This is a genomic window from Lentzea atacamensis (genome assembly GCF_003269295.1).
Taxonomy (GTDB): domain Bacteria; phylum Actinomycetota; class Actinomycetes; order Mycobacteriales; family Pseudonocardiaceae; genus Lentzea; species Lentzea atacamensis.
The window spans coordinates 1,118,933-1,142,417 of the sequence record NZ_QLTT01000002.1; the positions used below are offsets into that span (position 1 = coordinate 1,118,933).

At 68.5% G+C, this 23,485-nt stretch carries 24 protein-coding genes; 12 read left to right on the forward strand and 12 right to left on the reverse strand.

Features of this window, described 5'->3' with window-relative positions; all coding sequences use genetic code 11:
- Positions 1 to 60: 60 nt before the first annotated feature.
- Positions 61 to 864: an SAM-dependent methyltransferase gene (locus C8D87_RS14560; protein WP_233442088.1), complete on the forward strand. Its 804-nt coding sequence runs from the start codon at positions 61 to 63 to the stop codon at positions 862 to 864.
- A gap of 102 nt (positions 865 to 966) precedes the next feature.
- Here the strand turns inward: C8D87_RS14560 and C8D87_RS14565 are convergent, their stop codons facing one another.
- The 4 genes from C8D87_RS14565 to C8D87_RS14580 all read right to left on the reverse strand — a co-directional run bounded on the left by C8D87_RS14565 (position 967) and on the right by C8D87_RS14580 (position 4,133).
- Positions 967 to 2,442 carry a glycoside hydrolase family 28 protein gene (locus C8D87_RS14565; protein WP_170155134.1) on the reverse strand — a complete coding sequence of 492 codons (1,476 nt, stop codon included), beginning with the start codon at positions 2,440 to 2,442 and terminating at the stop codon, positions 967 to 969.
- Positions 2,443 to 2,576: 134 nt separating this feature from the next.
- The gene (locus C8D87_RS14570; RefSeq protein WP_109639368.1) at positions 2,577 to 2,921 is read right to left on the reverse strand and encodes a DUF5684 domain-containing protein; all 345 of its coding nucleotides are present in this window, start codon (positions 2,919 to 2,921) and stop codon (positions 2,577 to 2,579) included.
- A 142-nt stretch (positions 2,922 to 3,063) separates the two neighbouring features.
- Positions 3,064 to 3,537 (reverse strand): GNAT family N-acetyltransferase, encoded by a 474-nt coding sequence (locus C8D87_RS14575; protein WP_112226956.1) that lies wholly within the window; start codon positions 3,535 to 3,537, stop codon positions 3,064 to 3,066.
- Positions 3,537 to 4,133, reverse strand: a complete 597-nt coding sequence (locus tag C8D87_RS14580) for a histidine phosphatase family protein (protein WP_112226957.1) — start codon at positions 4,131 to 4,133, stop codon at positions 3,537 to 3,539. The genes C8D87_RS14575 and C8D87_RS14580 overlap by 1 nt, the downstream gene beginning before the upstream one ends.
- 68 nt (positions 4,134 to 4,201) lie before the next feature.
- Here C8D87_RS14580 and C8D87_RS45875 point away from each other — a divergent pair, with 68 nt between their 5' ends.
- Both C8D87_RS45875 and C8D87_RS14585 read left to right on the forward strand, forming a co-directional pair.
- Positions 4,202 to 4,357 (forward strand): hypothetical protein, encoded by a 156-nt coding sequence (locus C8D87_RS45875; RefSeq protein WP_170166420.1) that lies wholly within the window; start codon positions 4,202 to 4,204, stop codon positions 4,355 to 4,357.
- Positions 4,358 to 4,531: 174 nt separating this feature from the next.
- Positions 4,532 to 7,198 (forward strand): alpha/beta hydrolase family protein, encoded by a 2,667-nt coding sequence (locus C8D87_RS14585; RefSeq protein WP_146771705.1) that lies wholly within the window; start codon positions 4,532 to 4,534, stop codon positions 7,196 to 7,198.
- A 135-nt stretch (positions 7,199 to 7,333) separates the two neighbouring features.
- Here C8D87_RS14585 and sodN read toward each other — a convergent pair whose 3' ends face one another.
- Complete coding sequence (gene sodN / locus C8D87_RS14590; protein WP_109639268.1) at positions 7,334 to 7,741, reverse strand: superoxide dismutase, Ni; 408 nt, start codon at positions 7,739 to 7,741, stop codon at positions 7,334 to 7,336.
- A gap of 72 nt (positions 7,742 to 7,813) precedes the next feature.
- Here sodN and C8D87_RS14595 point away from each other — a divergent pair, with 72 nt between their 5' ends.
- A complete protein-coding gene (locus C8D87_RS14595) occupies positions 7,814 to 8,116 on the forward strand; it encodes a S24 family peptidase (protein WP_267899855.1) in 303 nt (100 codons plus the stop codon).
- Here C8D87_RS14595 and C8D87_RS14600 read toward each other — a convergent pair.
- Positions 8,106 to 8,705 carry a dTDP-4-dehydrorhamnose 3,5-epimerase family protein gene (locus tag C8D87_RS14600; protein WP_109639269.1) on the reverse strand — a complete coding sequence of 200 codons (600 nt, stop codon included), beginning with the start codon at positions 8,703 to 8,705 and terminating at the stop codon, positions 8,106 to 8,108. The genes C8D87_RS14595 and C8D87_RS14600 overlap by 11 nt on opposite strands.
- A 332-nt stretch (positions 8,706 to 9,037) precedes the next feature.
- Between C8D87_RS14600 and C8D87_RS14605 the strand changes: the two genes are divergently transcribed.
- The gene (locus C8D87_RS14605) at positions 9,038 to 10,234 is read left to right on the forward strand and encodes an NAD(P)-dependent malic enzyme (RefSeq protein ID WP_411711361.1); all 1,197 of its coding nucleotides are present in this window, start codon (positions 9,038 to 9,040) and stop codon (positions 10,232 to 10,234) included.
- Positions 10,235 to 10,459: 225 nt separating this feature from the next.
- Complete coding sequence (locus tag C8D87_RS14610) at positions 10,460 to 13,624, forward strand: sensor domain-containing protein (RefSeq protein ID WP_109639270.1); 3,165 nt, start codon at positions 10,460 to 10,462, stop codon at positions 13,622 to 13,624.
- On the opposite strand, the gene C8D87_RS14615 is transcribed toward C8D87_RS14610, so the two are convergent.
- A complete protein-coding gene (locus C8D87_RS14615; RefSeq protein WP_112226959.1) occupies positions 13,621 to 15,168 on the reverse strand; it encodes a bis-aminopropyl spermidine synthase family protein in 1,548 nt (515 codons plus the stop codon). The two genes, C8D87_RS14610 and C8D87_RS14615, sit on opposite strands and share 4 nt — an antisense overlap.
- A gap of 133 nt (positions 15,169 to 15,301) precedes the next feature.
- Between C8D87_RS14615 and C8D87_RS14620 the strand changes: the two genes are divergently transcribed.
- Genes C8D87_RS14620 through C8D87_RS14635 form a run of 4 tightly spaced genes read left to right on the forward strand, consistent with a single transcriptional unit; the run spans position 15,302 to position 18,582 of the window.
- Positions 15,302 to 16,384, forward strand: coding sequence for an ABC transporter ATP-binding protein (locus tag C8D87_RS14620; RefSeq protein ID WP_112226960.1), 1,083 nt, complete (start codon positions 15,302 to 15,304; stop codon positions 16,382 to 16,384).
- On the forward strand, positions 16,381 to 17,019 hold the full coding sequence (locus C8D87_RS14625; protein ID WP_112226961.1) for an ABC transporter permease: 639 nt from the start codon (positions 16,381 to 16,383) through the stop codon (positions 17,017 to 17,019). The genes C8D87_RS14620 and C8D87_RS14625 overlap by 4 nt, the downstream gene beginning before the upstream one ends.
- A 4-nt stretch (positions 17,020 to 17,023) precedes the next feature.
- The gene (locus C8D87_RS14630; protein ID WP_109639271.1) at positions 17,024 to 17,686 is read left to right on the forward strand and encodes an ABC transporter permease; all 663 of its coding nucleotides are present in this window, start codon (positions 17,024 to 17,026) and stop codon (positions 17,684 to 17,686) included.
- The gene (locus tag C8D87_RS14635; RefSeq protein WP_112226962.1) at positions 17,683 to 18,582 is read left to right on the forward strand and encodes an ABC transporter substrate-binding protein; all 900 of its coding nucleotides are present in this window, start codon (positions 17,683 to 17,685) and stop codon (positions 18,580 to 18,582) included. Before C8D87_RS14630 ends, C8D87_RS14635 begins: the two co-directional genes overlap by 4 nt.
- A 30-nt stretch (positions 18,583 to 18,612) precedes the next feature.
- Here the strand turns inward: C8D87_RS14635 and C8D87_RS14640 are convergent, their stop codons facing one another.
- From C8D87_RS14640 to C8D87_RS14660, 5 genes are read right to left on the reverse strand one after another with little or no spacing between them, the layout of a single operon-like run.
- Positions 18,613 to 19,569 (reverse strand): GNAT family N-acetyltransferase, encoded by a 957-nt coding sequence (locus C8D87_RS14640; protein WP_109639273.1) that lies wholly within the window; start codon positions 19,567 to 19,569, stop codon positions 18,613 to 18,615.
- On the reverse strand, positions 19,566 to 19,772 hold the full coding sequence (locus C8D87_RS14645; protein ID WP_109639274.1) for a hypothetical protein: 207 nt from the start codon (positions 19,770 to 19,772) through the stop codon (positions 19,566 to 19,568). Before C8D87_RS14645 ends, C8D87_RS14640 begins: the two co-directional genes overlap by 4 nt.
- A gap of 5 nt (positions 19,773 to 19,777) precedes the next feature.
- A complete protein-coding gene (locus tag C8D87_RS14650; RefSeq protein WP_112226963.1) occupies positions 19,778 to 20,623 on the reverse strand; it encodes a haloalkane dehalogenase in 846 nt (281 codons plus the stop codon).
- A gap of 12 nt (positions 20,624 to 20,635) precedes the next feature.
- Positions 20,636 to 21,058 carry a MarR family winged helix-turn-helix transcriptional regulator gene (locus C8D87_RS14655; RefSeq protein ID WP_112226964.1) on the reverse strand — a complete coding sequence of 141 codons (423 nt, stop codon included), beginning with the start codon at positions 21,056 to 21,058 and terminating at the stop codon, positions 20,636 to 20,638.
- Between the two features lie 36 nt (positions 21,059 to 21,094).
- Positions 21,095 to 21,877 carry an IclR family transcriptional regulator gene (locus C8D87_RS14660; RefSeq protein WP_109639277.1) on the reverse strand — a complete coding sequence of 261 codons (783 nt, stop codon included), beginning with the start codon at positions 21,875 to 21,877 and terminating at the stop codon, positions 21,095 to 21,097.
- 113 nt (positions 21,878 to 21,990) lie between these two features.
- Between C8D87_RS14660 and C8D87_RS14665 the strand changes: the two genes are divergently transcribed.
- Both C8D87_RS14665 and C8D87_RS14670 read left to right on the forward strand, forming a co-directional pair.
- The gene (locus C8D87_RS14665) at positions 21,991 to 22,518 is read left to right on the forward strand and encodes a SigE family RNA polymerase sigma factor (RefSeq protein ID WP_109639278.1); all 528 of its coding nucleotides are present in this window, start codon (positions 21,991 to 21,993) and stop codon (positions 22,516 to 22,518) included.
- Positions 22,515 to 23,456, forward strand: a complete 942-nt coding sequence (locus C8D87_RS14670) for a hypothetical protein (RefSeq protein WP_112226965.1) — start codon at positions 22,515 to 22,517, stop codon at positions 23,454 to 23,456. Before C8D87_RS14665 ends, C8D87_RS14670 begins: the two co-directional genes overlap by 4 nt.
- Positions 23,457 to 23,485 lie beyond the last annotated feature (29 nt).

Genomic DNA, 23,485 nt, shown 5'->3' on the forward strand with positions numbered 1-23,485 from the left:
GAGTAGCCGGTTACCGTGCTGCCAGCGTTCGCGCCGCTCGGGAGCAGGGTGAGGTGCGCAGTGCAGGACGGCCCGAAGCGGGTGACGACAAACGGCGATTCAGAACGCCCAAATGTTGCCCGTCTGTTCGACTACTACCTCGGCGGCGCGCACAACTTCGCGGTTGACCGCGCCCTGGCCGAGGAGAGCATCAAGCGCTTTCCGGTAGCCGAGATGGCCCGCACGATCCGCTCCTTCTCCCGCCGCGTCATACGCCTGTGCGTGGAGGAGATGGGCATCCGCCAGTTTCTGGACCTCGGCAGCGGCATCCCGACCGCCGGCAACGTCCACGAGGTCGCCCAGTCCATCGACCCGTCCTGCAGCGTCGTCTACGTCGACCACGACCCGGTTACCGTGGCCCACGCCCGCACGATGCTGCGCGACAACCTGAGTGCCGCCATCGTCCAGGCCGACGTGCGCGACGTGGGCGCGGTGCTCCGCCACCCGGAAACGCGCCGCCTGATCGACTTCACGAAGCCGACCGCCGTGCTGATGGTCGGCATCCTCCCGTACATCACCGACGAGCCCGCCGGGATGGTGGCGCGCTACCGGGCCGCCCTGTGCGAGGGCAGCGTGCTGGCGTTGACGCACCTGACGAAGGACGTCGAGCCGGGTCTGGTGGACCAGCTGGTCGACCTGTCCGACGGCATGGGCTCCGAGATCGTGCCCCGCACCAAGCAGGACGTGGCGGACTTCGTCTGCGGGCTCAAGCTGCTGGAGCCGGGGCTGGTGCTCGCCGCCCACTGGAGGGCGGACGGCGAGCTGCCCGGTACGTCTGCGGCGGCGGACGCCTCCACCTACGGCGCTGTCGGCGTCATCATCTAGTGGCGTGGCCCGGAGCGTTGCCGGGCGAATTCGCGGTCAGACGGGTGCCGCGAGGTGCCCTGCTGAGCGTGAATCACCCAGCCAACGGTCCGGGTCGCGCCACTAGCTCGTCCTCGCCCGCAGCGCCTGCCCTGACGTCGACGTGCTGTCCGTGACCGACATTCCGCTGCTCTTGCGCCACAGCAGATCGCTCGCGCCGGTGCTCCGTTCCACCTTCACCCCGTTCAGGGAGATGCCGGAAACGCTGTCCGTCGTGAACGCGGGTCGCCCGTCGCCCCTGTCGAACTCCAGGGTGCTGTTCACGAACTTCACGTCGGAAGCGTTGCGGATCCAGAACCCGAACGCCGGTCGCACGCCGAAGATCCGCGGCGGGTACTCACCGGACACCTCCGGCGGCACGCGCGAGGCGTCCGACTCCTTGTGGTTGCCCGGCACCGTCAGCCGCACGTTGTCGAACGTCAGACCGGTGATCTTCGAGTCCGCGCGGCCGGAGATCGTCGACGCGTACTCGGGGTCGCCGGGGATGTCGCGCGGCGCGGTCAGGTTCGTGCCGGTGATGTTGCGGTAGGTGATGTTGCGGATCTTGCCCGCGGGAGGGTTGCCGGGGCAGCGGCCGCGTTTGCCGATGTGGATGAAGATCGGCGAGGCGGTCTTGGTGAGCTGGATGTTGTCGTAGAGCACGTCCTCGATGACCGCGCCGTCCATCGACACCATGCCGAGGCCCGCCTTCGAGGCGCCGGTGACCTTGAGGTTGCGGAACTGGATGTTCTTGAAGCTGCCGCAGGTCTCCGAGCCGAACTGGACGGCGTTGTTCTCCGTCGACTGGATGGTCGAGTCGCGGACGATGTTGTTCTCGCTCAGGAAGGTCTTGCCGGTCGCGTAGTCGCTCTTGAACGCCACCGCGTCGTCGCTGGAGATGATCGTCGAGTTCGACAGCTCGACGTTGGAGCTGTTGATGAAGTTGATGCCGTCGCGGTCGTCAGGGGAGTCGACCGTGATGCGGTCGAGCTTCATGCCGTTGCAGCCGTTGGTGATGATCGCGAAGTGGCCGGCCTCGCGGAACGTCACGTCGGTGATGTTGACGTTCTTGCAGAACTTGAGCGACAGCATCTTGTCGCCCTTGCCCGCAGGGATGTTCTCGCCGGTTTCCAGCTTGTTGGCGCCGTCGATCACGCCCTTGCCGGTGAAGTTGATGTTCTCGACGTTCTCGCCCCACAGCAGTGCGTTGCGGAAGTGGCTGTGCCCGAAGTCCTGGTACTTGCGGTAGGTGGGGTTCGGCTCCGGCGCGTCGATGCCGCTGCCGGACGCCACGATCCGCGCGCCCTGCTGGATGTTGATCGTGATGTTGCTCTTGAGGTGGATCGAGCGCGACAGGTAGGTGCCCGGCGGGATCTCGACCACGCCGTTGCCCGCCGCCGACGCCGCGGCGATGGCTTTGTCGATGGCGACCGAGTCGATCGCCTTGCCGTCGCCCTTCGCGCCGTAGTCCTTGACGTTGAAGCTGGCCGCCTTCGCCACGCCCACCGGTGCCACGACCACCGCTAGTGCGACGAACGCGCCGGTCAGTCGACGCCTCATCGTTGAGATGTCCTTCCTCGTCCTGCGTCGAGGGCGGCGGCAACTCGGCGTCTGAAACGTTCTGAAAACGATTTCATCACTGACCATAGTGAAGGCCGGGCCCGAAGTACAGACCCGGCCTGGTCGAGCTGTGATCAGGCTGCGGCCGGGCCGCGGTACTGCGCGCTACCGAAGCCGAGCATCGGGTAGCCGACGAAGCCGAACAGCCACAGGCCGAAGAACCCGAACACGCCGCTCTTGCCGAACGACTTCGCGACGTCCAGCGACACGATGATCGAGATCACGAAGTTCACGATCGGGATGAGCAGCAGGATCAGCCACCAGCCAGGACGGCCGGCGACCTTCAGCCACACGTAGATGTTGTAGAACGGGATGATGGCGGCCCAGCCAGGCTTGCCGGCCTTGCTGAACGTGGCCCACATGCCGGCGATGACGAGCAGGGCGAAAGCCAGGCTGAAGATCAGGGATCCGGTGCTCATTCCGGAGTCTTCGTACACGGTCTTCCTTCTTTCCACGCTTACTTGTGCCGGGGGATCGGCGTGCGGGGACGCTGCCAGCACCGTGCACTCGTCCTGTGTGGAATGACTGTTTCGTGAGCCTTTCGAGACCTTCTGTCAACCTTCAGAGTGAAGAACCGAGCTTTTGCAGCGCTTCATCGGCTACTCGCATCACTGTCCACTCGTCCATTGGGTTGGCACCAAGAGATTTGTAGAACTGGATACTAGGTTCGTTCCAGTTGAGCACCGACCACTGCAGACGCGTGTAGCCCTTGGCGACGCACTCCTGGGCAAGTGTTTCCAGAAGCTTCTTGCCCAGTCCGTTGCCGCGTTGCTCGGGCGTGACGTAGAGGTCCTCGAGGTAGATGCCGTGCACGCCGTCCCACGTCGAGAAGTTGAGGAACCACAACGCCATCCCGACGACCTGACCGTCCACTTCGGCCACATGGCCGAACAGCGCCGGGGTCTCGTTGAACAGCGCGGTGTGCAACTGTTCCGAGGTGAGATGGCACTGCTCCGGCGCCCGTTCGTACAGCGCCAGCTCGTGCACGAGCTTCACGACCGCGTCGACGTCACTCGGTTCCACCCGCCGGATCATCACACCTCCCAGGCAGGCACGTTGAGCCTGCGCACCTGCGGGTCGCCCCGCTCGTCGCCCAGCTGGCAGGTGCCGGCCGGGTCCAGTCCGAAGTGGACGCCCTGGTCGGGCGCCAGTCCCAGCCACGCCGCGATCAGCACTCGGCTGAAGTGGCCGTGCCCCACGAGCACCACGTCGCCGCCGGGCAGGATCTTGCGCACCTCGGCGAGCACGGTGCGGGCCCGTTCCTGGACCTCGGCGTGCGTCTCGCCGTTCGGCATCGGGTGCGACCACACCGTCCACCCCGGCACGCGCTCGCGGATCTGCGGCGTGGTGATGCCCTCGAAGTCGCCGTAGTCCCACTCCGCGAGGTTCTCGGTCGTCGCGGTGATCTCGAGCCCGGCCAGCTCGGCGGTTCTGGTCGCACGTTGCCGCGGGCTCGTCAGCACGAGCGCGGGCGCCCGGTCCGTGCCCCGCAGCCGGGCGAGCGTGGCGCCCGCGCGGCGTGCCTGCTGCTCGCCCTCTGGCGTCAGCTCGATGTCAGTGCGTCCCGTGTGCCTGCCGCTCTCGGACCACTCGGTCTGGCCGTGACGCAGCAGGTAGAGGTGGGTGCTCACCTGTTCGATCCTAGGGAGTGACGGGAACCACGTTTGGGGCAGTGCCCCTGCGAGGTATCCCGGCCGCCATGACCGCCGATCACCCCGACCACGGCGCCCCCGACGAAGTAGATGCCCAAGAGATCCGCGAGGCCTTCGGGGTTCGCGTCGCTCGCATCAGAGCCGAACTGACCTCCACCTGGAACAAGCTGCGCCAGAACGAGCGTGACGTCAGGGACTACTGACCTCGTGCCGAGCTCCGCTGATGAGCGAGGGTGATCCCCGCCTGCTGGGCCGGACGGCGTAATACTCAGGTCGGGTTGTCGTTTTGATTGGCGGATTCCGGGCGAAACCGTGTGCCGCGTGCTGTGCGGCGTCGCTAGAACGGAGTGGATCGTCCTTCAGAGGGGGACCCACACATGCGCCGCACAGTCGCGCTTTTCACATCTGCTTTGCTCGTCGCGGTCCTACCGTCGTTGCCGGCTTCGGCCGCGCCGGAACCGCCGTCGCCCGCACCGGGATGGAGCGTCGCCGGCGACGTGATCCGGTGGACAGCTCCCGCTCCGATGCCACCGACGGACGCGGGCGTCGAGTTCTGGGAAGGTGACCGGATCCTCGGCACCGCCAGGGAGTCGGCGGACCTCCGCACGTTCACGCTGGACGCCAAGCCGGCGAATCCCGCCGCGCTGCAGGTGCGGTCGGCGGGGCGCCGGCTGGACGTCGCGGAGCCCGCGCCACCGGCGAGCCTCGCCGCGCCGGAGCTCCCCGCGTTGCTGCCGCAGGCACAGGCCGATCCCGGCAAGCCGGGCCCGTACGCCACGAGCACGGGCGAGTACGCACTCGACCCGATCAAGCTGCCCGAGTACGCGGCACCGATCGAGATGGACGCCGTCGTCGTCGCGCCCAAGGACGCTCCCGGCAAGCGGCCGCTGGTGCTGTTCCTGCACGGCAGGCACTTCACCTGCTACAGCAAGACGAATCCCAACCAGATCGGCATGAGCTGGCCCTGCCCTGCCGGGCTGACCGCCGTGCCGAGCCACCGCGGTTACCTGAAGGCGCAGCAGCTGCTCGCTTCGCAGGGCTACGTGACCGTCTCGATCTCCGCCAACGGCATCAACGCCCAGGACGCCGCGACCATCGACGCGGGCGCGCAGGGTCGTTCCTCCCTGGTGCGCCACCACCTGACGAAGTGGGCGGACTGGGCAGGCGCAGCGCGTTCGTCCGCGCCCGCCGCAGTGAAGTCCGCGCCGCCGGCTGACATGTCGAAGGTGCTGCTCGTCGGCCACTCCCGCGGTGGCGAGGGCGTCAACCGCGCAGCGACCGACAGCCTCAACCCGCCGCCAGGCGACACCGGCTTCAGCGGCCCGGTGCGCTGGAACATTCGCGGTGACGTGCTGATCGGCCCGACGATCTTCGGCCACAACCCGCAGCCCGACGTGCCGTCCGTGACGTTCCTGCCCGGCTGCGACGGTGACGTGTCCGACCTGCAGGGGCAGATGTTCGTGGACCAGACCCGCGGCGTCAGCCGTGGTGCCGCGTTGCACAGCGCGCTGTACATGGTCGGCGCCAACCACAACTACTTCAACAGCGAATGGACGCCAGGCCAGGCCGAAGCGCCGGCGTTCGACGACTTCTGGCCGGGCGAGCAGCCGGACGCCGTGTGCGCGCCGGGAACCGCCACCCGCCTGACCGCGGACCAGCAGCAGACCGCGGGCGCCACCTACATCGCGGCGTCGGCACACCTGTTCCTCGCCCGCGACGAGTCGGTCCTGCCGCTGCTCGACGGCTCCGGCGTCCGCGCCCCGTCCGCCGACCCTGCGCGCGTCCTCTCGCACGCCGTCGGCGGCGACCGCAAGCCGTTCGTCGTGCCTTCGCTGGACACACAGGCTTCCGGCAGCGCAAGGGTGTGCGCCCAGGTCTCCACGGATCCGGCGGCCGCGTGCGGTGCAGTCCGCTCGCCGCACCTCGTCCGCTTCCGCTTCGCCTCCTCCCAGCCGGAGCGCCAGTCGATCGCGCTCAAGTGGACGGCTGCGGGTCAGGCGGCCGTGGTCAGCCCGGCCACGCCGGTGTCGCTGCACGGTTCGAAGGAACTCGCGCTGCGCTTGGCCGTTCCGGCAAACGCCCCGGCCACGCGTTTCGCCATCTCCGTGACCGACCAAAATGGACAGAAGCGCTCGCTGGGCACGGTGTCGGTGACCGGTCTTCCCGGCACCGCGCGCCTCAGTGCGTTGTGGGCTCAGGAAGTCCGCGTCCCGCTGCCCGCGGGCGTGGGCAAGGCGACCGCACTGGAACTGGTCCCCGAGTCCGCCTCGGGCGAGGCGTTGCTCATCGACGCCCACGGCTGGGACAAGGGTCTCGTCCCGGTCGTGCCGGCCCGTCTCGGTCGCGTCGACGCCACCGTGACCTCGGTGGACGAGGGCAACTCGGGCACGGTGACGCACAACGTCGCCGTCACCGCCACCGGCAACGGCACCCGAACCGTCCGGCTCTTCTACAACGACACGACGAACACCCCGGTCACCAAGCTCGTGACGCTGAAGCCGGGTGAGCACCGCGTGGACGTGCCGATCACCTACACCGCCAACACGAAGTGGGGTCCCAGCACCCGCTATCCCGTCGGCGTGGTGGCGATCGACAACGCCGTGATCGGCGCCGCGTTCGGCGCCCTGCTGGTGCGCGACGACGACCCGGCCCCGAAGCTGACGGTGGCCCCGGTCGCCGACAGCGTGGGCGAGGGCGGTGCGCTGCGCTGGAAGCTGACCTTGTCGGAGGCCGCGGACTCGAGCTTCACCCTGGTCGGACTGCCGCTGGCACCTGGCGTCGGAGAACTGTCCACAACGGACGTTGATGCCGAGTGGTTCTTCCAGAACTCGGGCGAGGAAGCGCTGCCCTCGCGGCCGTTGTCCTCCACCGGGCTTCAGCTGTGGGTGTCCGTCCCGCCGGGGCAGACGAGCGTGGAGGTCGTCGTGCCGACTGTGACCGACGCCGAGGCCGAGGGTGAGGAGCAGGTCAAGCTGAAGTTCGAGGGGCGCTCGCCCACCGGTGTCGGGTTCGAGGTGACCGGCAAGGTGGCTGACGCCGCGTAACGCTGAAGAAGGACCCGGAACCCTGTGCGTCTGGTCACATCCCACGCCGCGACGCGCGGGTTGCCCGGAAAACGCAGAACGGCGCCGCTCCCTGCCCGGGGGAGCGGCGCCGTTCGCGAGAAAGCCAGGAAGGGCTCAGCCCTGCTTGGTCTCCCAGAAAATCTTGTCGATCTGCGCGATCAGGTCGAGAAGCGCCTGACCCGACGCCGGGTCCATCGAGCCCTTGGTGCCCGCCGCACCCGCGGCCTTGGTGGCGCGGTTGAAGAGGTCGTGCAGCTCGGGGTACTTCTCGAAGTGCGGCGGCTTGAAGTAGTCCGTCCACAGCACCCACAGGTGGTGCTTGACGAGCTCGCTGCGCTGCTCCTTGATCAGGACGGCACGCTCCCGGAACTCCGGGTCCTCGTTCGCCTGGTACTTCTCCTGCACCGCCTTGATCGACTCGGCCTCGATGCGGGCCTGTGCCGGGTCGTAGACGCCGCAGGGCAGGTCGCAGTGCGCGGTTGCCTCGACGCGCGGGCGGAGAATGCGCGACACGAGTCGCATCGTTCCTCCCAGAATGAAAACAGTGGATGCTCCGACAAGAAGACCCTACTCCGGCTGACCGAAGGGTGATCGTTGAGACCGCGCCTCTCCACCGTGCTCGTGAAAGGGCCGTCGATGGTCCCCGCGCTGCGCAACGACGACATCGTGCTGGTCAGATGGGGTGCGCGGGCCAAAGCCGGTGACGTCGTGCTCGTGAAATGGGCGCACCGGCCGGAGCAACTGTCCATCAAGCGGGCCTCTCACCCAGTGGACGGCGGGTGGCACGTGGTGGGCGACAACCCCTTTGCGAGCACCGACTCCGAGCAACTCGGGCCGGCCGAGGTGCTCGGAGTCGTCAAAGCCCGACTGTGGCCGAGGCCCAGGCTCAGGCTTTGAGGGACGCGTACAGCGCCAGGCAGTCCTCGTAGCGCGGCAGCACGCCCGCCTCGTAGGCCTCGGCCAGCGTCGGCGCGGCCGTGTCCTTCTCCGAGAGCAGGAATTCGAGCTCGCGCGGCCACGGGAGGTCCAGCGCGGGGTCGAGGGGGGTCAGGCCGTGCTCGCCGGACGGGTTGTAGACCGTGGAGCACAGGTAGTTCATCGTCGTGTCGTCCTCCAGCGCGATCATCGCGTGGCCCAGCCCCTCGGCCAGGTAGACGGCGTTGCACTTCTTGGAGTCGACCAGCACGGCCTCCCACTGGCCGAACGTCGGGGAGCCGACGCGGATGTCGACGATCACGTCGATGAACGAGCCGCGCGGGCAGAAGACGTACTTGGCCTGGGACGGCGGGACGTCCGCGTAGTGGATGCCGCGGATGGTCCCCGCACGGGAGACGCTGTGGTTCGTCTGGGCGACTCGGAGGGGGTGTCCGACCGCCTCGGTGAAGGCGGCCTCCTGGTACGGCGAGACGAACACGCCGCGGTCGTCGGGGAATGTCCGGGGGATGAACTCGAACGCGCCGTCAATTTTCAGCGAACTCGCCTGCATGCCGTCACTCTAAGGCGTCAAAGTTTCTTGACCGATCGGGTGCTTCCTGCCTGCATAAACCGACCGGTCGGTGCAGAAAACCGGACGGACGTCTTGCTACATGCCCTCTGACCTGCGGAAAAAGTGTGATCCCCGCCGCAGACAGCGGAGCGCGACCCTGCCACACTTCCGTCACCCGCAGCACTCGGGAGGTTCTCCGACGCAACTCGTCGGAGGGCCTCGACCGAGTTTCCAGGCCCCGTGCACCCGGCGTGACAACGCTGGGCCGGTGCGCCGTCTGGTGATGAGCCCACGTTGGGCTACTACGCCGCCCGCACCGCAGGAGGGACCCCGTGACAGCAGTGAACGAAGCCCGTACCGAGAACTCCGATCCGACGCAGCTGACGGACGAGGAGATCTTCAACGCGCACCTGGGCGGGAAGCTCGAGGTCGGCGCGACCGCCTCGCTCGCTGACCCGAAAGCGCTGTCCATCGCCTACACCCCCGGTGTCGCCCGAGTGAGCAGGGCCATCGCCCAGGACGCGAGCCTCGCCGCGAAGTACACCTGGGCGCACCGCCTGGTCGTCGTCGTCAGCGACGGCACCGCGGTGCTCGGCCTCGGTGACATCGGCCCCAGCGCGTCCCTGCCCGTCATGGAGGGCAAGTCCGCGCTGTTCAAGACGTTCGGCGGCCTCGACTCCATCCCGCTCGTGCTCAACACGACGGACGTGGACGAGATCGTCGAGACCCTGGTCCGGCTGCGCCCGTCGTTCGGCGCGGTCAACCTCGAGGACGTGTCCGCCCCGCGGTGCTTCGAGCTGGAACAGAAGCTGATCGAGGCGCTCGACTGCCCGGTCATGCACGACGACCAGCACGGCACCGCCGTCGTCTCGCTCGCCGCGCTCAACGGCGCGAACACGGTGCTCGGCAAGCACATCGGTGACCAGCGGGTGGTCATCTCCGGTGCGGGCGCCGCGGGCATCGCGATCGCCAAGATCCTCATCGCCGCCGGTGCCGGTGACATCACCCTCCTCGACTCGCGCGGCATCGTCCGCACCGGTCGCGCCGGTCTCAACCCGGTCAAGGAGGAGATCGCGGCGGTCACCAACTCCAGCAACCTCGACGGCGGCATCGACGTGGCTCTGCGTGGCGCGGACGTCTTCATCGGCGTGTCTTCGTCGAAGGTGTCCGAGGACCTGATCGCGAGCATGGCGAGCGACTCGATCGTGTTCGCTCTGTCCAACCCGGACCCCGAGGTGCACCCGGAGGTCGCCGCCAGGCACGCCGCGATCGTGGCGACCGGCCGCAGCGACTTCCCGAACCAGATCAACAACGTGCTCGCGTTCCCCGGCATTTTCCGCGGGGCGCTCGACGCGGGTGCGCGGCGGATCACCGAGGGCATGAAGCTCGCGGCCGCCGATGCCATTCTGGCCGTTGCGAAAGATGATTTGGGTCCAGACCGAATTGTTCCGTCCGCACTGGACCCGCGGGTCGGACCCGAGGTCGCGGCGGCTGTGGCCGTGGCCGCGAAGGCCGACGGAGTCGCCTGATCCAGCCCGAACATTTGCCACCCTTTTGCAAGTTGGTGGGTACCGGAACCACGAACGTGGTTTTTCGTTAACCCGTCAAGGGGTGGGCGATGACGCTCTGAAGCGCTACCGTCCCTCTCCTCGGGTGTTCACCCGAGGAGAGGGTTCGTGTTTGCCGCCGTTCGGGTGCCGTTGTCGTGCCCACCCGAATTGCCGCGGGCGGCAGATGCGGGAGAGGGTGGGCCGGTGCCCAAGTGGGTAGGACGCGCGACGGTGGTGAACGGCCGTGCACGGACGGCTGCCAAGCCTCCGGTGACGCTGGACGGGTTGACCCTGCCCGACGCGCCGTCGTTGCTCGTCGACATCAAGGGCGTCGTCATGCAGGCCAATCCCGCCGCCGTGGAGCTGGCCGGCGCACAGGGAGCCGACGACCTCGTCGGGCACCCGCTGGGCGAGCTGCTCCTGGGCAACCAGTCTGACCTGCGGTTGTTGCGCTGCGACGGCACGGAACTGCCGGTGCGCGTGGCACGGCACGCCGTCCCGGGGACGGGACTGCAGGCCGTCCTCCTGATCGACGTCTCCGATCTCGCCGCCGCCGCGGACGCGTTGCGCGACGAACAGCGCCGGCTGCGCAAGGTTCAGCGGGTCGCGGAGCTGGGGTCGTGGGAGTACGACCCCGAGACCGGTCTGACCGTCTGGTCGGACACCCACTACGAACTTCTCGGCGTCGAACGCGGTGCGGTCGTGCCCGGCGCCCAGGCCGTCCTCGACGTGGTGCACCCGGACGACTACGACATGGTCGAGTCGTACTGGCAGGGCCGCGAGATCACCGGCGACCCGATCGACATCGAGTACCGGATCGTGCGCCCGGACGGCCAGCTGCGGTGGATCCGCGGTGTCGCCGAGGCGAGACTGGACGACGACGGCCGCCTCGACAAGATCACCGGCTACATCCGCGACATCACCGAGTCCAAGCGCGCGGCCACCGAGCTCGCCCAGGAACGCGCGCGGCTGCTCGAAGCCCAGCGCATCGCCCGCATCGGCAGCTGGGCCTACGAGACCGGCACGCGCGCGGTGCACCGCAGCGAAGTGTTGATGGAGATGTACGCCGAGCTGGGCATGACCCCGGACGACGACCTGCTGAGCGGCGTGCACCCGGACGACAGGGAAGCCGTCAAGGACCTCCGCCACCGGCTGCTGCACACCCGTGACGACGCCCCGATCGAGGTCGAGGTGCGCAGCGAGATCGGCGACCGCGTCTACATCTGCCGCGCCCGCGCCGAGATCTCGTCCTCCGGACGGGTGGAGCGCTACCACGGCACCATCCAGGACGTCACCGAAGCCCGTGCGCTGGAACGTCAGATGCGCGACGACCGCAGAAGACTGGCGGACGCGCAGCAGGCGGCCCGCCTCGGCATGTGGGAGTGGAACCCGGCGACCGGCGAGGTCGTGTGGTCGGACATGCTGCGCGAGCTCTTCGGCCTGCCCGCGGAACTCGACGGCAGCTACCAGGCGTACCTCGACCTGGTGCACCCGGAGGACCGCGGCTGGGTCGACGACCTGTGCCGCCAGCTGATCGTGGACGAGATCGCGATGCAGTTCGAGCACCGTGTGGTCCGTCACGACGGCTCAACCCGGATCTTCCGCTGCCACGGCATGATCGTCCACGACCCGCGTGGCAAGCAGCTCGCGGTCGGCACCGCCCAGGACGTCACCGAACAGCGCGCGGCCGAGGCTCGCATGAAGCGTTCCTCGCAGCGCTTCACCGACCTGGTGTCGGTCACGCCCGTCGGCATCGGCCTGTTCGACGAGGCCGAGCGCCTGGTCGACGCCAACGACGCGTTGTGCGACCTCCTCGGCATGGAACTGGAGCAACTCCGCGGCATGACCGCGGAGCAGCTCACCCACCCCGAGGACACCTCACCGGGCCTGCAGTGGGCAGCCGAGCGCACGCAGAAGATCCCGCAGCGCATCCTCGTCCGCCCCGACGGCGAGAAGGTCTACTGCGAACTGCACATCGCGCTGTCGGTGCAGGACGACGGCCGCCGCTTCTGGCTGATCGTGTTCCTCGACATCACCGAGCGCCGCCGCACCGCGGAAGCCCTGCGCCACCAGGCAACGCACGACGAGCTGACCGGCCTCCCGAACCGCGCGCTGGTGAAGGAGATGCTGGGCAAGCTGCTGGACGGCCCGGGCCGGTCCAAGGTCGCCGTGTTCTTCTGCGACATCGACAACTTCAAGCGCGTCAACGACTCCCTCGGCCACGACGCCGGCGACGAGCTGCTGGTGGCTCTGGCACGCCGGCTGGAGGGCGGCCTGCCGGACGGCTGCACGGCCGCGCGTCTGTCGGGCGACGAGTACGTGATCATCTGCGAGGACATCGACTCGGTCGGTGGCGTCGACGCTCTCGCGACCCGCGTGGCGTCGTTGTTGCGCACGGCCGTTCCGGTGCACGGGCAGCTCGTCCGGGTCTCCGCCTCGATCGGTGCCGCGGTGCCGAACGGGTCGCGGGCGAACGGTGCGGACCTGCTCCGCTTCGCCGACGCGGCGATGTTCGAGGCCAAGCGCAACGGTGCCGGGCGCGTGTCGCTGGCCTCGGCCGCGCTGATCGCTTCCGCGGACCGCCAGGTGCACCTCGAAGGCCAGCTGCGCGACGCGTTGCAGCACGACGGTCTGGCGTTGCACTTCCAGCCGGTCGTCGGCGTCGACGGCGCGGTGCTGACCGCGGAGGCCCTGGTGCGCTGGCCGCACCCCGACCGCGGTCTGCTGCCGCCGGACGTGTTCCTGCCGGTCGCCGAACAGGGCGACCTGATGCGCGAGCTCGACCGGTGGGTGCTGCGGACGGCGTTGAAGGAGGCCGCGACCTGGCCCGCGCCCGACGGCCGTCCCGTGTCGGTGGCGGTGAACCTGGCGGGCCTGGTGCCGGGTGACCCGGAGTTCGTGGACATCGTGTCGAACGCGATCCTGGAGTCCGGCGTGCCCTGGGACCGCGTGGTCCTGGAACTGGTCGAGACCGCCCTGGTCGACCTGCCGTCGCGCGTGCGGCAGTCGATGGACGAACTGGTGCAGCGCGGCGTGCAGTTCGCCGTCGACGACTTCGGCACCGGCTACTCGTCGCTGGCCCGGCTGAAGGACCTGCCGGCGCAGATCATCAAGGTGGACCGGCGGTTCGTTTCCGGTGTGGGCAACGACTCCTCGGACTTCGCCGTTGCCCGCGCGGTGGTGGACATGGCTCGGGCGATGGGACGCAAGTGCGTCGCCGAGGGTGTGGAGACGGCGACGCAGTTCCACGTGTTGCGCGGTGTCGGCGTGGACGCGTACCAGGGGTGGCTGTTCTCACGTCCGGTGCCGCCGAAGGAGTTCCGCGCGGTGCTCGCCCTCGGTCCGCTGCACATCCCGCGGGCGGGCTAGGCGGGCGGCTCCAGGTACTGCGCACTGCTCTCCGCCGCCTTCAGCACCGCCGCGACCCGGTGCTTGGGCAGATCGATCAGCCGCAGCTCCAGGTCCTCCTCGGTGACCCCGGCGTTGTCGACGATCTCCCTGGCCTGGTTCTTGGTCAGCAGCCCGGACGATCCGTTGATCAACGCCTCCCGCCACACGTTGCGCAACTTCCCGTGCGCCTTCATGAGAATCTCGCGCACCACCCGGTCGCCGACCGACAACGTCCCGGCGAGCACCTGGTCGGCGACGACGATCGTCGTCTTGCTGTCCGGGTTGTTGCGCAGGAACTTGAGCGAGAACCGCGTCCGCACCAGCGACTGCAGCTCCTTCTGCCCGGCCTCCGAGGACACCGCCGGATGGTTGTTCGGCACCAGGCAGGCCAGGCGCGCCGGCGAGGAAGCCAGCAGCGTCCGCAACAGCCAAGGACCGGGATCCGCCGACAGGTCAACGGCCAACGAGGCCGCACCCTTGCCGACCGGCTCGGCCCACCCGGCCTGGCGCGGCTTCGGCGGCGGCGAGGACTCCGGCCGTGGCGCGAGTTCCGACAAGGCGGCGAGAGCTTCCTTGGACGGGCCAGAAGACTCCACGGACTGCGCGCCGTGCGTGTAGATTCTCGTGCCACCGGAGACCGCGCGGCGCCCGGTCGGCCGGCAGACGTACAAGTCGGCGGCGGATCCGATCGCCTGCGCACCGTCGAACCGGTGGAACGCGGGCAGGATCGCCTCGAACACGAGGCCGAGCTTCTGCAGTTCCTGCTGCACCTTCAAACCCAGCGCGGGCGTCCGGTCGGAGAACCCGTAGGCCAGCAGCAGCCGGCCGGCGGAGATGTCGGCCAGCGCCTCGATCGCCCGCCCGGCGAACAACCCCATGCCCTCCGGCGTGTAGGGCGGGTCGCTGAACACCAGGTCGAAGGACTCCAGCACCGACGACGGCAGCCCGAAACGCATGTCGCAGTGCAACGTTCGCACGTCGAGCTTCCGTGCGGCCGCGCGAGAGTCGATGAACTCCAGCAGCCGCTCGTCCAGGTCCACGACCGTGATCGACACGTGCGGGTTGACCGCCGCGACGGCCAGCGACGTCAGGTCGTGGTCGCCGAGGCACAGCAAACGCTTGCCCGCGAGGTCGTAGGTGGAGTCCAGCCAGACCGCGCGGTTCAGCGCGGTCTCGGCGGTGGCCTGCACGTGGTCCAACGAGGACAGCGGCGGAGGGACGTCGGCGATGTCGACCAGGATCTGGCGCAACACGTCCGTGTGATCGCGGACACCGGGAACGCCGAACTCCGCGCGGTAGGAAGCGACGACACCGGGCGCGATGCGGTAACGATCCTCTGAAGATTCCGCGTCGTCGCCGAGTGCCTTGAGCAGGTCCTGGACCGTGCGGCGGGGGACCGCGGGCAGGCGCACGAGTTCGGCCAGCGGGTGCCAGTCCTCGCTGAGCAGGGACAACACCTCGCGGAGCTTGCGGGCGTGGATGCCGCGCTCCGTCACCAACTGGCGAACCTGGTCGATCGTCACAAGCGGTAAACCATACGGGCTGTCACATCATGGAACGCTGTGCCGGGGTACGCCGAACGAGTTAAGGTCACACTGATCTGCATCCAGGGCGGTCCGAATCGGGGAGACCGTCACGACCGGAGGGATCCGAAGGGTGATCGAGTTCCGGGCCGTCACCAAGCGGTTCGAGGACGGGACCATCGCTGTCGACGAGCTCGACCTCACGGTCGAGGCGGGCACCATCACGGTGTTCGTCGGTTCTTCCGGCTGCGGCAAGACGACCTCGTTGCGCATGGTCAACCGCATGATCGACCCCACCTCGGGCACGATCCTGGTGGACGGCAAGGACGTGCTGACCGTCGACCCGCCGACACTGCGGCGTGGCATCGGGTACGTGATCCAGCAGGCGGGGCTCTTCCCGCACCGGACCGTGCTGGACAACGTCGCGACGGTGCCGCTTCTGTCCGGTTGGGACAGACGAAAGGCCCGCACCCGTGCGGCGGAGCTGCTCGAGATCGTCGGGCTCGACGCCAACTTCGGCAAGCGCTACCCCGCCCAGCTCTCTGGCGGGCAGCAGCAGCGGGTCGGCGTCGCCCGTGCGCTCGCGGCGGACCCTCCGGTGCTGTTGATGGACGAGCCGTTCAGCGCGGTCGACCCGGTCGTGCGCGAGGACCTGCAGAACGAACTCCTTCGCCTGCAAGCGGAACTCGACAAGACGATCGTGTTCGTCACCCACGACATCGACGAGGCGCTCAAGCTCGGCGAGCGCGTCGCCGTGTTCCAGACGGGCGGGCACCTGGCGCAGTACGCGCGGCCGACGGAGCTGCTGGCCGCGCCCGCCAACGACTTCGTGGCCTCGTTCGTCGGCAGGGACCGCGGCTACCGCACGCTCACGTTCCTGCACGCCGACGTGCCCGTGCACCCGATCGACACGGCCAAGCTCGGGCAGCGCATCAACGTCGCGGACTGGACCCTCGTCGTCGACGACGAGAACCGGCCCAAGGGCTGGCTGTCCGGTGTGGACGGTGAGATCGAGGTCAGCGAGAAGAACCTGATCTCCGGCGGCTCGCTGTACGACGGCAGCACGTTGCGCGGTGCGCTCGACGCGGCGCTCAGCTCGCCGTCGGCGCTCGGCGTGATGGTCGACGACAGCGGTGCCGTGATGGGTGTGGTGCGGGCCGACGACGTCATCAGGGCGCTCGCGAAGGCCCGCGCGGCGGGTGAGGTCCCGAAGTGACCTGGATTTTCGAGAACTGGGAAAGGTTCTGGGAAGTCACCGAGGTGCACCTCCGGCTCTCGTTCGTGCCGGTGCTGATCGGGTTCGTGCTGTCCATCCCGCTGGGGTGGCTCGCGAGCCGGTCGCAGACGGCCCGCGCGATCCTCTTCCCGCTGGCCAACATCCTGTTCACGATCCCGTCCATCGCGCTGATCGTGATCACTCCGGTGCTGCTCGGCGTGAAGATCCTCGACGAGATCAACGTCATCGTGCCGCTGGTGATCTACACGATCGCGCTGATGGTGCGCTCGGTCGCGGACGCGCTCTCGTCCGTGCCCGGTCACGTCACCGCCGCCGCGAACGCGATGGGGTTCCGGCCGCTGCGCCGGTTCCTCACCGTCGACTTCCCGCTGGCGCTGCCGGTCACGATCGCGGGCCTGCGCGTCGCGACGGTGTCGAACATCAGCATGGTGAGCGTCGGCGCGCTCGTCGGCCTCGGCGGCTACGGCCAGCTCTTCACCGAGGGCTACCAGACCGACCACACCGAGAAGGTCCTCGCGGGTCTGATCGGCACTGTCGTGCTGGCGGTGCTCGCGGACGGTCTGCTGTTGCTGCTCGGACGGGTGCTCACGCCGTGGGCACGGGCGGGGAGGTGACCTGATGGGCTGGCTCTTCGACCCCGCGCACTGGTCCGGCACGACCGGGATTCCGGTGCGGTTGCTGGAACACCTGCTCTACACGTTCGTCACCCTGCTGATCGCCGCGGCGATCGCGATCCCGCTCGGCGCGTTCGTCGGCCACACCGGCAGGGGCGGGTTCGTCGTCGTCGGACTCTCCAACGCCCTGAGGGCCCTGCCGACCACGGCGGTGCTGATCCTCGTGGTGCTGTGGGCGGGCCTCGGCGACTTCCCGGTGTACGTCGCCCTGGTTCTGCTGGCGATCCCGCCGATCATGGCGGGCACCTACGCCGGCATCCGCGCGGTCGACCCGGTGACGGTAGACGCGGCACGGGGTGTCGGCATGCGCGAGTCGGGTGTGCTGCTGAGGGTGGAGATCCCGAACGCGCTTCCGTTGATCTACGGCGGTTTCCGCGGCGCCGCGCTGCAGGTGGTCGCGACCGCCACCATCGCCGCCTACACCGGCGCCGGTGGTCTCGGCAGGCTCGTCTTCGACGGCCTCGCCCTGCAGGAGTTCGGACAGATGCTCGCCGGCGCGGTGCTCGTGGCACTGCTAGCCGTTCTCGTCGACCTGGGGTTCGCCGGCCTGCAACGGCTGACGGTCTCGCCAGGGCTGCGTCCAGTGGGAACCGGAGGAAAGAGATGAAGCGCATCGCCACGGCCGTTGCCGCGGTCATGGTTTTGTCGGCGTGCGGTGGTGACCCGCTGTCGAACGGCGGCGGCAACAACCCGGCCCCGACGGACACCATCGTCGTGGGCTCCGCGAACTTCCCGGAGTCGCGCCTGCTCGCCGAGATCTACGCGGAAGCGTTGGCGGGCAAGGGGATCAAGGTCTCCAAGAAGATGAACATCGGCAACCGCGAGCTGTACTTCAAGGGCGTGCAGGACGGCTCGATCGACCTGATCCCCGAGTACTCGGGCGTGCTTCTCAAGCACGTCAACAAGGAAGCACCCGAGGTCGGCTCCGACGAGGTCTACGCGGCGCTCAAGAAGGCGCTGCCGCAGGGCCTCATCGTGCTCGAGAAGTCCTCGGCCGAGGACAAGGACGCGGTCGTCGTCACCAAGCAGGTGGCCGCCCAGTACAGCCTCAAGACGATCGACGACCTCGTGCCGTACTGCAAGGAGCTCGTCTTCGGCGGCCCGCCGGAGTTCCAGAACCGCCCCGACGGCCTGCCCGGTCTGAAGGCCAAGTACAACTGCGAGTTCAAGGAGTTCAAGGCGCTCGACGTCGGCGGCCCGCTGACCGTCGCGGGTCTGAAGGACAACACCGTCCAGGCAGCCGACCTCTTCACGACGGACTACGCCATCAAGGCCAACGAGTTCGTGGTGCTGGAAGACCCGAAGAACGTGTTCGCCGCGCAGAACGTGCTGCCGCTCATCAACGAGAAGAAGGCGTCGCAGCAGGTTCGCGACACCCTCAACGCCATCTCGAAGAAGCTCGACACGAAGACCTTGCTGGAGCTGAACCAGAAGCTCGCGGCGCCGGAGAAGCCGGAGCCCGACAAGGTCGCCAAGGAATGGCTCGCCTCGTCGGGCATCTGACCACGTGCTGATCGCTGACCTGCGGCCGTCTCAGGGCTGCAGGTCAGCGATCTTCTTCTGCACGGCCATGTACGTGTAGAGGTCGGTGTAGCCGAGCGAGTGGTTCACGCGGAGCATGTGTTCGTTCTCGCTGCTGGTGCGCGTGTAGATGGTTTCGACGCCGTCCAGTTCGTGCAGCATGTGCGACTTGATCAGCCGGCCGAGTCCTTTGCCGCGGTGGGCCGGCAGCACGACCGTGTGCTGTTGCTCGGCGATGTCGGGCTTGACGGAGTTCCGTTCCACCACGGTGACTCCGGCGAGTTCGCCCTTGTGCAGCAGGAGCACGACCCAGCGGTCCGAGAGCGCCTCGGCCTCTTCTTCCCGGATGCTTTCGACCGTGTTGTGCGCGTGGTCGAGCGCCGTCTCGCCGAACGGTGCGTCGGCGAGCGAGTTGAGCCCTTCGACGTACGCCCCGACGAACTCCTCCGGCGCCGCGCCCTTCCACGTCACCAGCTCGTACCCGTCCGGTAGTTCGCCCACCTCCGGCAGTTCGGTGAGCCGCAGCCGCTGTCTCGTCATGGACGTGACCGTCCGGAACCCCCGAGCGGCGGCGAAGTGCTCGCCCGGATCGCCCTCGCCGACGCTCCACGACTCGATGACGGTCTGCCCGTTCAGCAACGACTGTGCGGCGTGGAGCAGTGCGGTGCCGATGCCACGGCGGCGGTACCGCGGCAGCACCACGACGGTGACGAGCGCGAGGTGCGCGTTCGCCTCGGCCTTGGAGATCTCGGCCTGCGCGTAGCCGACGATCTTCCCGTTCTCCCGTGCGACGACGAACCGCGCGGGCTCGAAACCGAGGTCGTTGCGGGACTCCCACATGGCGATGTAGGCCTCGACGGGCGCCGGGTCGCGGTTCGGTTCGTCCTCCGCCGCCCATGCCGACGCGACCTCGTAGAGCCCGTGCCGGTCTTCCGGGGATGCGGACGCGAAGTCCAGTTCCTCGATCACGCCCGCACCTCCGCGGTCGGCGCGCTCACGGCGATCATGACGCTGACCGTCTCGTAGCCGATCGAGTGGTCGACCCGCGCCGGCACCACGGAGGTGTCCCGTTGGAAGGCCTTGCGCGGACTGCCGGACACGACCTCGTGGAACGCAAGGAGTCCGGCCTCGGACGCGTGTGCTGGATCGAACCTCTCGACTGTTACCCCCATGCACGCTATGCAACCAGGCCGTGGCGCTCCGCCCAAGCCGCGATCCCCGCCACGATCTCCTCCGGCCGGTCCTCCTGCGCGTGATGCCCGGCCTCACCAGCGGCGACGACCTCGAGCGCTGCGATGTTCGCTTCGCACCACGTGCGCAACTGCGGCCCGATGAGCAACGTCGGCGCGTTTTCGAAGGTCAGCAGAAGCTTCGGCACCTCGGAAACAGCAAGCCACGCGTCGTAGGCCTCGATGCGCCCGATCAGCTCGGCCGGCGCGCCGTCGAACGGCATCTGCCGCGCCCACGCGAGCACGGGCCGCCTGCTCGCCGCGTCGGGGAACGGTGCCAGGTGAGCCGCCAGGTCCGGCTCCGCCACCGGTGTCAGCACACCACCGGTGTACGCCTGCCGCACGAACCCGTCACCCTCCAGAACCAGCGACTCACCCAGCCCCGGCGTGCGGAACTTGCGCACCCGTTCCTGTGCGGGCAGAGGCAGTTCCGAGCCGTTCATGGGCTTCACGATCGTCTCGAAGAACGCGATGCCCGCGACACGCGACGGATTCCGGGCCGCCCAGTCGAACGCCAGCGCACCACCCCAGTCGTGGCCGACGAGCACCACGCGGTCCAGGCCGAGGGCGTCGAACCACGCGTCGAGATAGCGGGCGTGATCGGCGAACGAGTACGAGATGTCCGGCTTGCCGGAGCGGCCCATGCCGATCAGGTCGGGAGCCAGGCCGCCCAGCTCCGGCAGCACGTTGCGCCAGCTGAACGACGAGCCGGGGTTGCCGTGCAGGAACACGAACGGCGCTGAGCCGGACTGCTCGTAGTGCATGGTCGAGTCGAGAACAGGGACCACGGGCATGACAGGAAGTCCTTAGTCGAGAGGGACGGCGAGCAGCTCGGTCAGCTCGCGGGAGAAGGCGCCGGTGCGCTCACCGAGGGGCGCGAGCAGGCGGTCCAGCAACGAACTGACCAGGGCCACGGCGGGCTCGACCGTCGAGCGTCCGCGCTCGGTCAGCTCCAGCCGCACGGTCCGGGTGTCCACGGTGTCGCGGGTGCGCGAGATCAACTCCGATGCTTCGAGCGCGCGCGCCAGCTTCGAGACGTACAGAGGTTCAAGGCCGGTGTGGTCGGCCAGTTCGCGTTGCGACGGCCGGTCCAGGGCCAGCAACGACGCCAGCACGACGTACTGCGCGTGCGTCAGCCCGAGGGGATCCAACGCGCGGTCAACGGCCGTCCGCCACTTCATCGCCAACCGCCACACGAGGTGCCCAGGCGTCGGTTCTGCACTGCTCATGACAGATACAGTACATGACTACTATGTACATGGCTACTAAGTGGCGGCGTGACCGCCGATGCGTGCCGTGAGCTCCTCGGCGGCCTTGCGGACCTCCTTGGCGAGCTCTGGCCACGCCTGCCCGCACGGTGTGTCGCAGACGTGCCGGAACGTCAGCGTGATGGCCGCGATCGGCCGCTCGCCGTGGTCGAACACCGGCGCGGCCACGGACGCGAACCCAACCGTCACGAACCCGTCCTCGACCGCCCAGCCCTGCCGGCGCTCCGCGGTCAGCAGCCGGCGCAGCGCCGGCAGGTTGTGCGGTCCGCGCCCGGTCCGGTCGACGAACGACGCGACCGACGGGAACAGCGCCCTGACCTGTGCCGGGGGCACGTGCGCCAGCATCGCGCGGCCGGAAGCGGTCAGATGCGCCGGCAGGCGCACGCCGACGTCGGACACGATCGTCTGCGGCTGCCGCGGCTGCTCGCGCACCAGGTACAGCGCTTCTGCGCCGTGCAGCACACCCAGATGAGCGACCTTCTCCATCCGATCGGCGAGCTTGCGCAGCAGTGGGCGGGCCAGCCGTTCCAGCGGATCGTGGCGCAGGTAGGCGGACCCGAGCTCGAACGACGCGACGCCCAGGCCGTACCGCTTCTCCTCCGGGAAGTGCGTCGCGAAGCCGGCCTCGGTCAGCTCCGACAGCAGGTGATAGGTCGTTGACCTGGGCAGATTCAGCTCGCGCGCCACCGACGCCGCGGAGACTGGACCTGGTCTGCCCGCCAGCAGCCGAAGGACCGCGAGCCCTCGCCGCAGCGCGGGAACGTCACTGCTGCTGCCCACAACAGTGATTTTCCCACGTGATCCAGCCCACGCCGTTCGTCCATCAGTGCACACTCAACAGAACAGGCCGCACGTGCGTTGGAGTGGTGTGACGGTTTTGAAGGGGGTCGGGATTGACACCGAGTTTCGATGACTTCGTGGCAGAACAGGTGACCCCGTTGCTGCGCTACGCCACCGTGCTCACGTGTGACCCGCACCTGGCCCAGGACGTGGTCCAGGAAGTGCTGCTGCGCGCGCAGCAGAAGTGGGATCGCATCGGTTCAGTCGACCTCCCTCACGCCTACGTCAAGCGCATGGTGACCAACGAGTACCTCTCGTGGCGCAGACGCAGGGCCGCCAAGGACGTCGCTCTCTGCATGACGACGCTGGAGTCCGTCACACCGCCCGTCGGAGACACGACGCACCACTTCGACGAGCGCGAAGCCATGTTGCAGCGGATCGCCAAGCTGCCCCGCAAACAGCGGGCCGCGATCGTGCTCCGCTACTACGAGAACTACGAGGACTCGGAGATCGCACAGATGCTCGGTTGTGCCGAGGGAACCGTGCGCAGCCACATCTCGCGTGCGCTGGCCACACTCCGCCTGGACCACACGCCGGAGCCCGCAGGTGTCGGGTTGCGGCTCGGGGAGGGCCTGTCGTGAACGACACCGAACAGCTCATCAAGGAGGCGCTCGGCAAGGTCGCCGAACGCACTCCGCACCCGGGGCCGACGCTCAACGCCCTGCGGCGCAAGCGCAAAAGGCACCACCGCAACGTCTTCCTCATCGCGACCGCCGGAATGGCCGCCGTCGCAGTCCTGATCTTCGCGGGCGTCATCGCCAGCGACAAGTACACGCCGCCGCGCGGTAACGACGCGGCCGCCGTGCTCATGTCGGGCAACGGCCAGAACGTCGCGCTCAAGTACGTGCCGCACTGGCTGCCGGACGGGTTCGTCGAGACCTTTCGCGCCGCGGACAACGACGGCACCACGCGCGTCTGGATGCTGTCGGACGCCACCGCGAACCCCCTGAGCGGTGATGGGCCGCGGGTGCAGCTCAGCAGCGGTACGAACCACGCGGACGGCCCGGACGGATGGCAGGACGCCACGGTCCGAGGGCTGAAGGCCCGCGTCAAGGAGTTCGCCGGCCAAGCGGTCGTCGAGTGGAAGGCGCAGGTCACGCTGGTCGTCCGGGTGAGCGGCCTGGACGGTCTGAGGGAGACCGCTCTGCGCGTCGCCGACTCCGTCCGTGCGGACTCGAACGCGGTCTACCAGGCACCGTTCAAGGTGAAGGACAAGCACGCCAACGCATTCCACGGCACCAGTCCCGACGACTGGACCGCGCAGCTTTCGCCCGCTCCCGTCGACGTGACGGTGTTCTCCCGCGCGCCTGACCTCAGCGGCAAGCAGACCGCCCCGGTGACGGTCCGCGGCAAGCAGGGCGTCCTTCTCGAGGGCCGCGAGGTGCTGGTCCAGGAGGGCGGTCTCTGGATCGCCGCGATGAGCACCGAGCAGGGCAAGACGGTCGACGACCTGGTGGCGACGGTCAACGACGTCGAGATCGCACCGGACCTCGACACCGGCTGGATCCGCAAGAAGTAGGACGTCTGGCATCCCAGACACGATCGAGC

Excerpts from the sequence above, each read along its gene's own strand:
- C8D87_RS14655 (WP_112226964.1), bottom strand. The coding sequence starts at position 21,058 with ATGAGCAGTGCAGAACCGACGCCTGGGCACCTCGTGTGGCGGTTGGCG.
- C8D87_RS14645 (WP_109639274.1), bottom strand. The coding sequence starts at position 19,772 with ATGGGGGTAACAGTCGAGAGGTTCGATCCAGCACACGCGTCCGAGGCC.
- C8D87_RS14570 (WP_109639368.1), bottom strand. The coding sequence starts at position 2,921 with ATGAGCACCGGATCCCTGATCTTCAGCCTGGCTTTCGCCCTGCTCGTC.
- C8D87_RS14635 (WP_112226962.1), top strand. The coding sequence starts at position 17,683 with ATGAAGCGCATCGCCACGGCCGTTGCCGCGGTCATGGTTTTGTCGGCG.
- C8D87_RS14575 (WP_112226956.1), bottom strand. The coding sequence starts at position 3,537 with ATGATCCGGCGGGTGGAACCGAGTGACGTCGACGCGGTCGTGAAGCTC.
- C8D87_RS14650 (WP_112226963.1), bottom strand. The coding sequence starts at position 20,623 with ATGCCCGTGGTCCCTGTTCTCGACTCGACCATGCACTACGAGCAGTCC.
- C8D87_RS14600 (WP_109639269.1), bottom strand. The coding sequence starts at position 8,705 with ATGCAGGCGAGTTCGCTGAAAATTGACGGCGCGTTCGAGTTCATCCCC.
- C8D87_RS14585 (WP_146771705.1), top strand. The coding sequence starts at position 4,532 with ATGCGCCGCACAGTCGCGCTTTTCACATCTGCTTTGCTCGTCGCGGTC.
- C8D87_RS14565 (WP_170155134.1), bottom strand. The coding sequence starts at position 2,442 with ATGAGGCGTCGACTGACCGGCGCGTTCGTCGCACTAGCGGTGGTCGTG.
- C8D87_RS45875 (WP_170166420.1), top strand. The coding sequence starts at position 4,202 with ATGACCGCCGATCACCCCGACCACGGCGCCCCCGACGAAGTAGATGCC.
- sodN (WP_109639268.1), bottom strand. The coding sequence starts at position 7,741 with ATGCGACTCGTGTCGCGCATTCTCCGCCCGCGCGTCGAGGCAACCGCG.
- C8D87_RS14630 (WP_109639271.1), top strand. The coding sequence starts at position 17,024 with ATGGGCTGGCTCTTCGACCCCGCGCACTGGTCCGGCACGACCGGGATT.